This is a genomic window from Pseudomonas sp. B424 (assembly GCF_055408345.1).
Genome location: NZ_JBUZTL010000023.1, coordinates 24,855 through 38,639, shown reverse-complemented (window position 1 = coordinate 38,639; position 13,785 = coordinate 24,855). Strand labels below are relative to the sequence as shown.

Below are 13,785 nucleotides of genomic sequence, written 5' to 3'. Positions count from 1 at the left end.
AGAGCCCAAATCTGCGACAATCCGCCCCCTGCATTTACGAAGAATTCTGCGTACCTGATGACTGACGAATCGCCTGCTATCGACCAACTGTTGAAAAACCTTGATCAAGCCATGATTGCCGACCGCCACAAGCTGCGTCGGCAGTTGCATGAGCTGCGCAAAAAGCCTGACGACCTGGCCAAGCTGGCGGCGTGGGCTGAGCGGGTGCAGGCGTCGTGTGCGCAGGTGATGGCGCGGGCGGCCAGCGTGCCGTTGATTCGCTATGACGAAAACCTGCCGATTGCCGCCAAGCGCGACGAGATCAAGGCCGCGCTGCTCAAACATCAGGTGCTGATCCTTGCCGGTGAAACCGGCTCGGGCAAAACTACCCAGTTGCCGAAAATCTGCCTGGAAATCGGCCGTGGTCAGCACGGTCTGATCGGTCACACCCAGCCGCGACGTATCGCTGCACGCAGTGTCGCCAGCAGGGTGGCCGAAGAGTTGGGTACGCCTTTGGGCGCACTGGTCGGGTATCAGGTGCGGTTTGAGGATCAGAGCGATTCCAGCACCCTGGTCAAGTTGATGACCGATGGCATCCTGCTGGCCGAAACCCAGCACGATCGCTATCTCGAACGTTATGACACGATCATCGTCGACGAAGCCCACGAACGCAGTCTGAACATCGACTTTCTGCTGGGTTATCTGAAGATCCTGTTGCCGCGCCGCCCGGATCTCAAGGTCATCATTACCTCGGCGACCATCGATCTGGAGCGCTTCTCCAAGCACTTTAACGACGCGCCGATTGTCGAAGTGTCGGGCCGTACCTACCCGGTCGAAACCTGGTATCGCCCGTTGACTTCCGAGCAGGATGAAGAGGGCAACAACGTCGAAGAGGACTTGAGCGTCGATCAGGCGATCATCGCCACCCTGGACGAGATCGCCGCCTTCGAGCGCAGTGAGCGCAAAAGCCCGGGCGACGTGCTGGTGTTTTTGCCCGGCGAGCGCGAAATCCGCGATGCCGCCGACATGCTGCGCAAGGCCCAGCTCAAACACACCGAAATCCTGCCCTTGTATGCGCGGCTATCGCCCGCCGAGCAGCAGCGGATTTTCCAGTCCCACCCGGGGCGCCGCGTAGTTCTGGCCACCAACGTGGCAGAAACGTCGCTCACGGTTCCCGGCATTCGCTATGTGATCGACAGCGGTACCGCCCGTATCAGCCGTTACAGCTATCGGGCCAAGGTGCAGCGGCTGCCGATCGAGGCGATTTCCCAGGCCAGTGCCAATCAGCGCAAAGGGCGTTGTGGTCGGGTCGAGCCGGGTATCTGCGTACGTCTTTACGCTGAAGAAGATTTTAACGGTCGCCCGGAATTTACCGATCCGGAGATTTTGCGTACCAACCTCGCGGCAGTAATCCTGCAGATGCTGCACCTGCGTCTGGGCGAAATCACGGCGTTTCCGTTTATCGAGCCACCAGATGGCAAGGCGATTACCGACGGTTTCAACCTGCTGCAAGAACTGTCGGCGGTTAACCGCGAAAATCAGCTCACCCCGCTGGGCCGCCAATTGGCGCGCTTGCCGGTGGACCCGCGCATGGGCCGCATGCTGCTTGAGGCCGCCAAGCTCGGCAGCTTGCAGGAAGTGTTGATTGTCGCCAGTGCGATGTCGGTGCAAGACCCGCGTGAACGTCCGCCTGAGCGTCAACAAGCGGCGGATCAGGCCCACGCACAATGGAAAGATGTTGACTCCGATTTCGCTGGTTTGATCAACGTCTGGCGTGGTTTTGAAGAGCAACGCCAGGCCCTGACAGCCAGCCCGTTGCGCAACTGGTGTCGCAAGAACTTCCTCAATTACCTGCGGTTGCGCGAGTGGCGCGATTCCCATCGTCAGTTGAGCCTGATCTGCCGTGACATGCAGCTCACGGTCAACCAAGAGCCGGCCGACTACCCGAAATTGCACAAGGCGGTGCTGTCCGGCCTGTTGAGTCAGATCGGGCAAAAAACCGAAGACGGTGATTACCTGGGCGCGCGTCAACGCCGGTTCTGGATTCATCCCTCGTCCGGCCTGGGCAAAAAGCGTCCGCAATGGCTGATGACGGCCGAGCTGGTGGAAACCACCAAGCTGTATGCGCGGATGGTGGCCAAGATCGAACCGGACTGGATCGAGCCGCTGGCCGGGCATTTGATCAAAAAGAATTACTTCGAACCGCACTGGGAGAAGAAGCGCGGGCAAGTGGTGGCCTACGAGCAGATCACCTTGTTTGGCCTGATCGTGGTCGGTCGGCGTGCGGTGCATTACGGACCGATCGATCCGGTGCTGTCACGTGAGCTGTTTATCCGCGAAGGGCTGGTGCGTGGCGAGATTCAGTCGCGGGCCAAGTGCCTGACGGCTAACGCCCAGTTGCTCGAGCAGCTCGACGAGCTGGAGGCCAAGGCCCGTCGCCGCGATATCCTGGCCGACGAAGAAACCCTGTATGCGTTTTACGACGCCCGTCTGCCTGCCGAAATCCACCAGACGGCGACGTTTGATAGTTGGTACCGGGTTAACAGTCAGAAAGACCCGCAGTTGTTGATCATGCGCGAAGAAGACGTGCTGGCCCGCGAAGCCACCGAAATCACCGCCAGGCATTACCCGGACACGCTGCACCTGGGGGATCTGACCCTTGAGCTGAGCTATCACTTTGAGCCCAACCACCCCCGTGACGGGGTGACGGTCAAGGTGCCTGCGCCGCTGCTGCCGGTATTGCCGCCCGAGCGACTGGAATGGCTGGTGCCTGGAATGATCGAAGCCAAGTGCATTGCACTGGTGCGCAGTTTGCCCAAGGCATTGCGCAAAAACTTTGTACCGGTGCCGGACTTCATCAAGGCGGCCCTGGAGCGCATGGAGTTTGCTCAAGGTTCGCTGCCCCAGACCCTGGGCCGCGAATTGCTGCGCATGACCGGTGCCCGGGTGAGTGACGAGGCGTGGGCAGAAGCCGCGCTGCAGGTCGAAAATCACCTGAAGATGAACATTGAAGTGGTCGACGCGGACGGCAAGTTCCTCGGTGAAGGCCGTGATCTGGCCGAGTTGACGGCGCGCTTCGCCCAGGCCAGCCAGGCGGCACTGGCCGTACCGCAAACAGCCAAGAACCAGCTGCCGGTCGAGGCCAAGGTGTTTGCCCCGGTTGCCGCAAAGACCCAGCAGAAGATCGCGGGCCTGTCGATGACGGTTTATCCGGCGCTGGTGGAAGAGGGCAATACGGTCAAGGAAGGGCGCTTTTCGACCCCTGCCGAGGCCGAGTATCAGCATCGCCGTGCGTTGCAGCGCCTGTTGATGCAGCAACTGGCCGAGCCGGCGAAGTTCTTGCGCGGCAAGTTGCCGGGGATGACCGAGTTGGGCTTGCTGTACCGCGAACTGGGCCGGGTTGAGAGCCTGGTCGAAGATATTCTGCTGGCCAGCCTCGACAGCTGCATCCTGGAAGGCGAAGCGGTATTGCCCCGTGATGGCGCCGGGCTGGCGTCGCTGGCCGAGCGCAAGCGTGGTGCCTGGACCGAGCATGCGGAAAAACTGGCCAGGCTGACGCTGGATATCCTCAAGCTATGGCACGGGCTGCAAAAGCGTTTCAAGGGCAAGATCGATCTGGCCCAGGCCGTTGCCCTGAATGACATCAAGCAGCAGTTGAGCCACCTGGTGTATCCGGGGTTTGTCCGTGAAACCCCGGCGATGTGGCTCAAGGAGCTGCCGCGCTACCTCAAGGCGATAGAAATGCGCCTCGAAAAACTGCCGGGCCAGGTGCAGAAAGACCGGGTCTGGAGTGGCGAGTTGAGCGGTTTGTGGGCGCAGTATCAGGCCCGCGCCACCAAGCATGCCCAGGAAGGTAAACGCGACCCGCAGCTTGAGCTGTACCGCTGGTGGCTGGAGGAATACCGCGTATCGTTGTTCGGCCAGCAACTGGGCACCAAGGTGCCTATTTCGGACAAGCGCCTGAGCAAGCAGTGGAGTGCGGTGGACGCATAGATGCCACTGATAACGGGATGCCTTGTTACCGGCCAAGGCCCCCTGTGGGAGCGAGCCTGCTCGCGAAAAATCTTCGCGAGCAGGCTCGCTCCCACAGTTGAAGTTTCTGCAGTGGCGCTCATCGCGCGTGCAAATGACGCCAAATGCTGGCGTTTATGGCAAACTTCGCGGCTATCGACACCTGAATACCTATAGAGGAACGACCGTGCATAACGTCGTCATCAGCGGCACCGGCCTGTACACCCCGGCCAACAGCATCTCCAACGAAGAGCTGGTGCAGTCTTTCAATACCTATGTGCAACAGTTCAACGCGGACAACGCCGCGGCTATCGAGGCCGGTGAAATCCAGCCTCTGGCCGAATCGAGCGCTGCCTTTATCGAAAAAGCGTCGGGTATCAAAAGCCGCTTTGTGATGGACAAGGACGGCATCCTTGACCCGCAACGCATGCGCCCGCACTTGTCGGCCCGTAGCAACGATGAAATGTCGGTTCTCTGCGAAATGGCCGTAGGCGCTGCCCGGCAAGCACTGGAGCGTGCAGGCAAGACCGCTGCCGACATCGACGGCGTGATCGTGGCGTGCTCCAACCTGCAACGCCCGTACCCGGCGATTGCCATCGAAGTCCAGCACGCGCTGGGCATTCAGGGTTTTGGTTTTGACATGAACGTGGCCTGTTCTTCGGCGACCTTCGGTATCCAGACAGCCAGCAACAGTGTCCAGCTGGGTCAGGCTCGCGCAGTGCTGCTGATCAGCCCTGAAGTGTGCACCGGCCACCTGAACTTTCGTGACCGTGACAGCCACTTCATCTTTGGCGATGCAGCGACGGCAGTGATTGTCGAACGCGCAGATCTGGCAACGTCCAAGCACCAGTTCGATATCGTCAGCACCAAATTGCTGACTACCTTCTCGAACAATATTCGCAACAACTTCGGCTTCCTTAACCGTGCTTCTGACGAGCCGGCTGATAGCCCGGACAAACTGTTCGTACAGGAAGGGCGCAAGGTGTTCCGCGACGTGTGTCCGATGGTGGCCGAGCTGATCGGTCAGCACCTGGAAGAAAATCAGCTGGACGTGGCGCAAGTGAAGCGCTTCTGGCTGCACCAGGCCAACCTGAGCATGAACCACCTGATCGTGCGCAAGCTTTTGGGCCGTGAAGCCTCGATCGAAGAAGCCCCGGTGATTCTCGATACATACGCCAATACCAGTTCGGCGGGTTCGGTCATTGCCTTCCACAAGTACCAGGACGATCTGCCAAGCGGTGCGCTGGCAGTGCTCAGCTCGTTCGGTGCAGGCTATTCGATTGGCAGCGTGATTTTGCGTAAACGCTAAACACAACGTGCTTCATGCAGGAGCGGGCTTGCTCGTGAGGGCACCAACTCGGTCTTCCAGTTAAGCCGAGCTGTCTGAATCGCGAGCAAGCCCGCTCCTGCAGGGGGCGATTGCTGAGGCCTCCATGGCAACTGCTGACGACGCTGAACTACTCAAAAGCCTGTTGGCCGGCGATCAACAGGCTTTTCGCCAGTTGGTCACTACCTATCAAAGTGCGATGCGTGCAGTGGCGTATGCCATCGTCGGCAGCCGCCATGCCGACGAAGCGGTGCAAGATGCATGGCTGTCAGTTGTGCGTAACCTGGCCGGGTTCGAAGGTCGCTCCAGCCTCAAAACCTGGCTGCTGACCATCACCGCCAACTCGGCGAAAAACCGCTACAAGCAAAATCGCCGCGAAGTATTGCTCGACGATCTTCCCTCGCCCCACGGCACCATCGATGACGACCGGTTCAGCGGCGATGGCCACTGGTTGCTGGCGCCGTTTGCCTGGCATCAAGACACGCCTGAAGCTTTGCTCACAGAAGATGAGTTGCGTGAATGCCTGGAGCACACGCTGCTCAGCCTGCCGCAGTTGCAAAGCAGTGTGCTGTTGTTGCGCGAGCGCCAGGGGCTGGAGCTGGAGGAGATTTGTAATTTACTGGAGATATCGCTCTCTAATGCTCGAGTGCTGGTGCATCGAGCCAGGCTTAAAGTCTTTGCCACGGTGGAGCATTTTGAGGAAACCGGTGAATGTTGACCTGCAAACAGCAAGTAGCACGCTCAAGCGACTACCTGGACGGCCAGCTGAGTTTCCGTGAGCGGCTGTTGGTGCGTCATCACCTGATGTTTTGTCCGAACTGCCGACGTTTTATCAAGCAAATGCGTTTGATGAGCGCCACGTTGAAAAAGCTTCCCGAACCGCTGCCGACTGATCTTGAGCAAACGGTTGAGCGGATGATGCGTGAGCGATCACGCTAAAGGCGGGGCATGAGCGAGGATGCCGTCGGTGGATTTGAAGGGGGCCGACGACACCCAGGCTCTGCTTCAGAGACACAGAACGCTGAATGACTTCAGCGTTCTGTTTGTTGCGTGAAACTCGGTGTAACCCGTTTTTAGAACTTGGCTTCCAGGTCCAGTTGCAAGGTGTTGGCCTTGGCATCTTTCTGTGTGGACGTTACGTAGTCAGCCTTGGTCAGGAAGTAAGTCACGCCGACACCGAAGTTCTTGTCGATTTCGTAACCCACTTTGAACTTGTGACCGCGCGAACCGGTAGTGCCGTTGGCGAAGTCAGAGTCAGTGAAGGCCCCGACCACGGCGTTACGCTGAATATCGCGGTAGTTGTAGTCCAGGCTGAATGCGTCGAGCTTGCTCTTGAAGCCCACCAGCCAGGCGTTGTCCTGATCGCTGTCGGTGGCTGCGTTGTGTACGTATTGCCCGTACAACGACAGTGGCAAAGGCAGGTTGGCGATATCGACCTGGCCGAAGCCTTCGTACAGACGGAACTCGTCAGTGCTATTGCCGTTAACTGCCAGGGCGCAAGGGGTAGTCTTGGTCCCGGTGGCAGGGCAGGCGCTGTCCTTGGCGTTGTCGTAACTGTAAACGCTACCGCCCAAGGTGACTTTCAGGCTGTCTGTGGGGGCGAATTTTGCACCCAGCTGACCTGCATACAGACGCAAGTCATGACGGAACTGCACGCCGTCGCCGTCGACGTTGTCCTTGAGGGTGTAGTAACCGGCGCTACCGAACATCTCGACGCCGCTGTTGCCCAGGTTGTGCTTGTAAGTGGCGGCCAGGCCTTCCGGGTTGATATCGCTATCCCAGATCACGTCACCCATGCTGACCCACGGTTGTGCCATCTTGCCGGCGATCAGGTGCAGGTCCTTGACGGCAGTCGGGTGGTAGTCGATGAAGGCCATGTCCAGCCACAGCTGCTTCTTGTCGAAGTAGTTGTCCAGGTCCTGGTTGGTGGAGCGCGCATCGTCGCCGCCGCCAGTGGCGATACGGATACCGGTGTTCACTTGCGGGTTGATTTCGGTGTAGGCGCCCAGGCGGGCTCGAATACGCTGACGGTCCTTGTTCTTGCCATCGGACTCGCCGTCGATCTTGATGTTTTCGTGACGAACCCGTACATCCCCCTTGAGTTCGGTTTTGGCTGCCCAGGCCACTTTCTGTTCGAAGGCGGTCAGGTCAGATTTCTTCACCTGATTGGCGACAGCTTCTTGCTTGGCTTGATTCTCACTGGCGAGTTCGGTTTGCAGCTCGGAGTATTGCGCCGGCGAAATGGAACCGTTGGCTTTAAGCATTTCGAGCAGTTTGGCATCGACCGCAGCGCTGGCCGGAATGCTCATGGCCATTACCAGGCCACCACACAGTCCCGCCGCAACCCGTGTAGATACAAGACGCATATGAATCTCCCAGTGCTGAGATGGCCCTAGCCACCCCAAAAAAATCGGCCCTTTACGGGCTCACGTTAACGAGGCTTGGGTGTGTCATGAGTGTGTTGGCAAACAGTCAGCTCATAACCCCGTGTTCTAAGAAGCGGCGCCAGTATCGCGGCTGGATATGACAGAAAAGTGGCAGGCTGATAGCAACTCTGTGACAGTCGCCAATTCCGCGAAAAGCCTGAGCTAGAGGGCTTGCCAGCGATGACCCCGCGGCGGCTTGTTTGCCTTGCCGGGGTCAAGCAATCGCTGGCGAGTCAGCTCCCACCCGGGTTCCGGTGCTACCATCGGCGCTCAAATGCCGTGGGTCGGGGATTTTCAATGCCGTTACAACGCCTGGACAGCCTGTCTGCCATCACCGCTCTGGAGTGGGATGCGCTGGTGCCTGTGGCCCAACCTTTCTTGCGTCATGCCTTTCTCAGTGCGCTGGAGGACAGCGCCAGCCTGGGGCCGCATTCCGGCTGGCAACCCGAGCACTTGCTGCATTACGAGAACGGGCAACTGCGGGCGGCGTTGCCCAGTTACCGTAAATGGCACTCCTACGGCGAATACGTGTTCGATCACGAGTGGGCGCAGGCGTGTGAGCGTGCGGGTATTGAGTACTACCCCAAACTGTTGACCGCCGTACCGTTCAGCCCGGTCAGCGGCCCCCGGTTGTTGGCCGCCCGTGCCGAGGACGGGCTTGATTTGCTGGCAGCCTTGCCCGGTTATCTGGAGATAGAAGGGCTGTCCAGTGCACATATCAATTTCACCGATGCACTTGCCGATACCGCCCTGGCTCAGCAACCTGGCTGGATGCAGCGGCTGGGGTGTCAGTTCCATTGGCAGAACCGCGAGTACCGCGACTTTCAGGATTTTCTGGATGCGCTGAGTTCGCGCAAGCGCAAGCAAATGCGCAAGGAGCGCGAACAAGTGGCCGGGCAGGGGTTTGAGTTTGAATGGCTCGAAGGTCAGCAGGTCAGCGAGGCGCAGTGGGATTTTGTCTATGCCTGCTACGCCAATACCTACGCCGTACGCCGGCAAACGCCGTACCTGACGCGGGCGTTTTTCAGCCTGCTGGCCGAACGCATGCCCGAATCGATTCGCGTCGTGCTGGCCAAACAGGGCTCAACCCCGGTCGCGATGGCGTTCAGCCTGATCGGGGGCGGCAGTCTGTATGGTCGTTACTGGGGTTGTCTGGGCGAGTTTGACCGTCTGCATTTCGAGACGTGTTTCTACCAGGGCATGGATTACGCCATTGCCCAGGGTATCCAGCGTTTCGATGCCGGTGCTCAGGGTGAGCACAAGCTGATACGCGGCTTTGAGCCGGTGATCACCCACTCATGGCATTACCTGCGCCATCAGGGCCTCAAGGCCGCCGTCAGTGATTTTCTGCAGCGCGAGCGGGTCGGTGTGCTGGCGTATGCCGAAGAGGCGAGGTCGGCGCTGCCCTACCGGCAGGCCTGATCCTCGCCGGTTCGTGGGTCAGCTCTCTTCCTTGGCCAGCCATCGATAGGTCACCCCGCCAATGGCGGCGCCCACCAGTGGTGCCAGCCAGAACATCCACAACTGTTGAAGCGCCCAGCCGCCGACGATCAAGGCCGGGCCCATGCTGCGTGCCGGGTTGACCGAGGTGTTGGTCACGGGGATCGATATCAGGTGGATCAGCGTCAGCGCCAAACCGATGGCGATAGGCGCAAAGCCTGCCGGAGCGCGTTTGTCAGTGGCACCCATGATGATGAGTATGAACATCGCGGTCATCACCACTTCGCACACCAGCCCTGACACCATTGAGTAGCCGCCGGGGGAATGCTCGCCATAGCCATTGGCAGCCAGCCCGCTGGCAGCCAGATCGAACCCGGGTTTACCGCTGGCAATGAAATACAGCAGAGTGGCGGCGATGATGCCCCCCAGTACCTGGGCCACGATGTAGGCGGGCAGCTCTTTTGCAGGGAAGCGCCCACCCACCCACAGCCCGAACGACACGGCAGGGTTGAGGTGACAGCCGGAAATGTGCCCGATAGCGTATGCCATGGTCAGTACGGTAAGGCCAAAAGCCAGTGCGACCCCCAGCAGTCCGATGCCTACATTGGGGAAGGCTGCAGCGAGTACTGCGCTGCCACAACCTCCAAGAACCAGCCAGAAAGTACCTACCAACTCAGTTGCCGAACGTTTGAGCAAGGTCATGGGAAGATCCCGGATAGATGAAAATCTATCGAGCAGTTGAAACGGCGTAGCATCCTGCGGTTAACAACAGAACTCTCCCGAATCCTTCTTTTAGTACAGCACCCGTCCGGGTTTTTTCCAGTGCCATGAAAAACGCCAGAGCCCTTTAAAACCGGGCGCTGGCGTTGTGTATCAACAGCGTTACAGTGGCTTTGTTTTTGAGTCAGTCGATACCTACAAAACCGCCTGTCTGATGCTGCCAGAGACGTGAGTACAATCCGCCCCTGGCCAGCAGTTCACTGTGGGTTCCGGTTTCTGCGATATGGCCTTTTTCCAGTACCACCAGACGGTCCATGCGGGCGATGGTCGAAAGGCGGTGGGCGATGGCTATCACGGTTTTGCCTTGCATCAGGGTTTCGAGGCTTTCCTGGATCGCCGCCTCGACTTCGGAGTCCAGCGCCGAGGTAGCTTCGTCCATTATCAGGATCGGAGCGTTCTTGAGCAGGACGCGGGCAATGGCGATGCGCTGGCGTTGACCGCCGGACAGTTTGACGCCGCGCTCGCCCACATGGGCGTCAAAACCGGTGCGCCCCTGGGCATCTGACAGGAGCGGGATAAACTCGTCGGCACGGGCCTTGCGCACGGCTTCCCAGAGTTCTTCGTCGGTCGCATCCGGTTTGCCGTACAGCAGGTTGTCACGGATCGAGCGGTGTAGCAGCGAAGTGTCCTGGGTAATCATGCCGATTTGCTCGCGCAAGCTTTCTTGCGTTACTTCGGCGATGTTCTGATCGTCGATCAGGATACGTCCGCCTTGCAGGTCGTACAGGCGCAACAACAGGTTGACCAGGGTCGACTTGCCGGCACCCGAGGGGCCGATCAGGCCGATTTTTTCACCGGGGCGGATCACCAGGTTGAGGTCGCTGATGATCCCGCTGTGTTTGCCGTAGTGGAAATCAACGTGTTCGAAGCGCACTTCGCCACGGGTTACGGCCAGGCGTGGCGCCTGATCACGGTCGGTGACGGCCACGGGCTGGGCAATGGTTTGCAGGCCGTCCTGCACCATGCCGATGTTTTCAAAAATGCCGTTGACCACCCACATGATCCAGCCGGACATGTTGACGATACGGATCACCAGGCCGGTGGCCAGGGCAATGGCGCCGACGCTGATCAGCGACTGGCTCCACAGCCACAGTGCCAGGCCGCTGGTGCCGACGATCAACAGACCGTTCATGGTGGTGATCGTGACGTCCATGCTGGTGACGACGCGGCCGGCCAGCTGGGTTTTTTCGGTTTGCTCGATAATGGCTTCGCGGGCGTACTGTTGCTCGAAGTTGGTGTGGGCGAACAGCTTGAGGGTGGTGATGTTGGTGTAGCCGTCAACAATGCGTCCCATCAGTTTGGAGCGCGCATCCGAAGACACCACGGAGCGTTCCTTGACCCGGGGTACGAAGTAGTACAAGGCGCCGACGTAGCACGCGATCCAGATCAGCAATGGGATCATCAGGCGCCAGTCGGCTTCGGCAAACAGCACCAGCGAACTTATGGCATAGATCAATACGTGCCACAGGGCGTCTACCGCCTGCACGGCCGAGTCGCGCAGGGAGTTGCCGGTTTGCATGATGCGCTGGGCGATGCGCCCGGCGAAGTCGTTCTGGAAGAAGTTGAGGCTTTGTTTGAGCACGTAGCGGTGGTTCTGCCAGCGAATCATGCTGGTCATGCTCGGGCTCAGGGTCTGATGCACCAGCAAATCGTGCAGGCCGAAGAATACGGGCCGTATGACCAGTGCGACAACAGCCATCCAGATGAGCTCGCTGCTGTGTACCTTGAAGAAGTCGGTATTGGGTGTGCCCTGGGTCAGGTCGATCAGCGTGCTCAGATAGCTGAACAGCGATACCTCGATCAGTGCCGCGACCAGCCCGACCACCAGCAAGGCGGCAAACATGGGCCAGACCTGACGCAGGTAGTAGAGATAAAACGCCCAGACAGTACTGGGAGGGGCTGCGGTGGGGGCTTCGCGGAAAATATCGATCAGTTGTTCGAAACGACGATAAAGCATGGGCACTGACGCCCGCTATGCGGGCTCTCCTTTAGTGGTGTGACCGGTGCAGCAAAGCTCTGTAGCCACCGGCGCAGGCTGCGCCAGCGGCTACAAGGCCTGACTTTTGCCAATCAATGCTTCCTGCATGATTGAGCCTGTCAGTCGACGCGTTTGGCCGACTTGATCAGCACCGGGTCGATTGGCACATTCTGCATGCCCTGTTTGGTGGTGGTTTGCGAGTTGACGATCTGGTCAACCACGTCCATGCCATTCACCACCTTGGCGAATACGGCGTAGCCAGCGTCACGGCCCGGGTCCAGGAATGCGTTGTCAGCCACGTTGATAAAGAACTGGCTGGTGGCCGAGTTCGGGTTGGACGTACGGGCCATCGACAGGGTGCCGCGAACGTTATGCAGGCCGTTGCTGGCTTCGTTCTTGATCGGGTCGCGGGTCGGTTTTTGCACCATTTGCTGGGTGAAGCCGCCGCCTTGCACCATAAAACCCGGGATCACACGGTGGAAAATGGTGTTGTTGTAAAAACCGCTGTCCACATACTTCAGAAAGTTGTCAGTGCTGATCGGCGCCTTGACCGGGTCCAGCTCGATTTCGATCTTGCCGAAGCTGGTGTCCAGCACGACATGAGGCGCCTTGGAAGTGTCGGCAGCCATCAGGTTGGCAGCAAACAGCATGGCGCCAGCGGCAAGTGCAATTTTTTTAAGCATGGTTCAGTGATCCTGGAAAGTGGGGTGACTGTTCAATGTCACGCAAACGGGTGCAAGGTGCATTGAAACAATGCCCGTGACGCATCCGGCAGTGGCGGATGTTCACGGGCTGCGGGTGTTGGACAGGATATTCTCGAATCAGGTTCCTGCCCACTGATCTTCACGCTTGCTGTGGGGCTGCGAACGGCGCGTCCAGTGGAGCGGTGTCGAAAGTCTGCAGCAGTTCGACGAGGATTTGTGTGGCCGGGCCCAGTGGTTTGTCCTTGTTGGCGTACAGGAAAAACACCGGATGACGATTACCGCCCTGATTCAAGGGCAACGGTTTGAGCACGCCTTCCTTGAGTTCGCGCTCGATCATGTGCCGTGGCAACCAGGCAAAACCCAGCCCGCTGCCCACAAAGGCTGCGGCTGTGGCCAGGCTGCCGACGGTCCAGCGCTGTTCGGAGCCAAGCCAGCCCACGTCACGTGGTTGCTGGCGACCCGAGTCGCGAATCACCACTTGCAGCTGGCTTTCGAGGTCCTGGAAGTGCAGTTCGCGTTGCAGGCGATGCAGCGGGTGATCGGGGTGGGCCACTGCGACAAACTCCACAGTGCTCAACTCGGTACCCAGGTAGCCGGGAATATTGAAGCTGCTGATGGCCAGGTCAGCCACGCCTTCGAGCAGCACCTCTTCGACGCCGGACAATACTTCTTCGCGTAAACGCACACGGCAGCCACGGCTTTGCGGCATAAAGGCGGTCAGGGCGCGCACCAGCCGCGCGTTGGGGTAGGCGGCGTCAACCACCAGCCGGACCTCGGCCTCCCAGCCCTGCTCCATGTGGTGGGCAAGGTCCTCGAGCTGGCTGGCCTGTTTCACCAGTTGCCTGGAGCGGCGCAGCAGTACGGCGCCGGCCTCGGTGAGCACGGCTTTGCGCCCGTCGATACGCAGCAGCGGCACGCCGAGCTGATCCTGCATGCGGGCCACGGTGTAGCTGACAGACGACTGTGAGCGATGAAGTACTTCAGCGGCTTGGGCAAAGCCACCGTGATCAACCACCGCTTGCAAGGTGCGCCATTGATCAAGGGTCACGCGGGGCGCTTTCACGATGAATTCCTCTGGTGTGGGGTTGTGACAGGATACCGCTAAATAAACAGGTTTATAGATAGGTTGTAGCAGGTTAT

Annotated in this window: 10 protein-coding genes; 5 read left to right on the top strand and 5 right to left on the bottom strand. The window is 59.3% G+C overall.

Annotated features, from left to right (window positions below; translation table 11 throughout):
- Nucleotides 1-57: 57 nt before the first annotated feature.
- From hrpA to ACZRMS_RS21295, 4 genes are all read left to right on the top strand, one after another.
- Entirely contained in the window at nt 58-3,972 is a 3,915-nt protein-coding gene (gene hrpA / locus ACZRMS_RS21310) for an ATP-dependent RNA helicase HrpA (protein ID WP_463996958.1), read from the top strand.
- Nucleotides 3,973-4,177: 205 nt separating this feature from the next.
- Nucleotides 4,178-5,299, top strand: coding sequence for a beta-ketoacyl-ACP synthase III (locus ACZRMS_RS21305; RefSeq protein WP_463996957.1), 1,122 nt, complete (start codon nt 4,178-4,180; stop codon nt 5,297-5,299).
- 124 nt (nt 5,300-5,423) lie between these two features.
- Nucleotides 5,424-6,035 (top strand): RNA polymerase sigma factor, encoded by a 612-nt coding sequence (locus ACZRMS_RS21300; RefSeq protein WP_463996956.1) that lies wholly within the window; start codon nt 5,424-5,426, stop codon nt 6,033-6,035.
- Complete coding sequence (locus ACZRMS_RS21295) at nt 6,029-6,256, top strand: anti-sigma factor family protein (protein ID WP_048360690.1); 228 nt, start codon at nt 6,029-6,031, stop codon at nt 6,254-6,256. Before ACZRMS_RS21300 ends, ACZRMS_RS21295 begins: the two co-directional genes overlap by 7 nt.
- A gap of 134 nt (nt 6,257-6,390) precedes the next feature.
- Here the strand turns inward: ACZRMS_RS21295 and ACZRMS_RS21290 are convergent, their stop codons facing one another.
- Entirely contained in the window at nt 6,391-7,683 is a 1,293-nt protein-coding gene (locus tag ACZRMS_RS21290) for a putative porin (protein WP_463996955.1), read from the bottom strand.
- Nucleotides 7,684-8,040: 357 nt separating this feature from the next.
- Between ACZRMS_RS21290 and ACZRMS_RS21285 the strand changes: the two genes are divergently transcribed.
- The gene (locus ACZRMS_RS21285) at nt 8,041-9,165 is read left to right on the top strand and encodes a GNAT family N-acetyltransferase (protein ID WP_463996954.1); all 1,125 of its coding nucleotides are present in this window, start codon (nt 8,041-8,043) and stop codon (nt 9,163-9,165) included.
- A gap of 18 nt (nt 9,166-9,183) precedes the next feature.
- On the opposite strand, the gene aqpZ is transcribed toward ACZRMS_RS21285, so the two are convergent.
- From aqpZ to ACZRMS_RS21265, 4 genes are all read right to left on the bottom strand, one after another.
- The gene (gene aqpZ, locus ACZRMS_RS21280) at nt 9,184-9,885 is read right to left on the bottom strand and encodes an aquaporin Z (RefSeq protein ID WP_463996953.1); all 702 of its coding nucleotides are present in this window, start codon (nt 9,883-9,885) and stop codon (nt 9,184-9,186) included.
- Nucleotides 9,886-10,087: 202 nt separating this feature from the next.
- A complete protein-coding gene (locus tag ACZRMS_RS21275) occupies nt 10,088-11,920 on the bottom strand; it encodes an ABC transporter ATP-binding protein (RefSeq protein WP_463996952.1) in 1,833 nt (610 codons plus the stop codon).
- Between the two features lie 140 nt (nt 11,921-12,060).
- Entirely contained in the window at nt 12,061-12,624 is a 564-nt protein-coding gene (locus tag ACZRMS_RS21270; RefSeq protein WP_463996951.1) for a peptidylprolyl isomerase, read from the bottom strand.
- Between the two features lie 160 nt (nt 12,625-12,784).
- On the bottom strand, nt 12,785-13,708 hold the full coding sequence (locus ACZRMS_RS21265) for a LysR family transcriptional regulator (protein WP_463996950.1): 924 nt from the start codon (nt 13,706-13,708) through the stop codon (nt 12,785-12,787).
- Nucleotides 13,709-13,785: the final 77 nt, after the last annotated feature.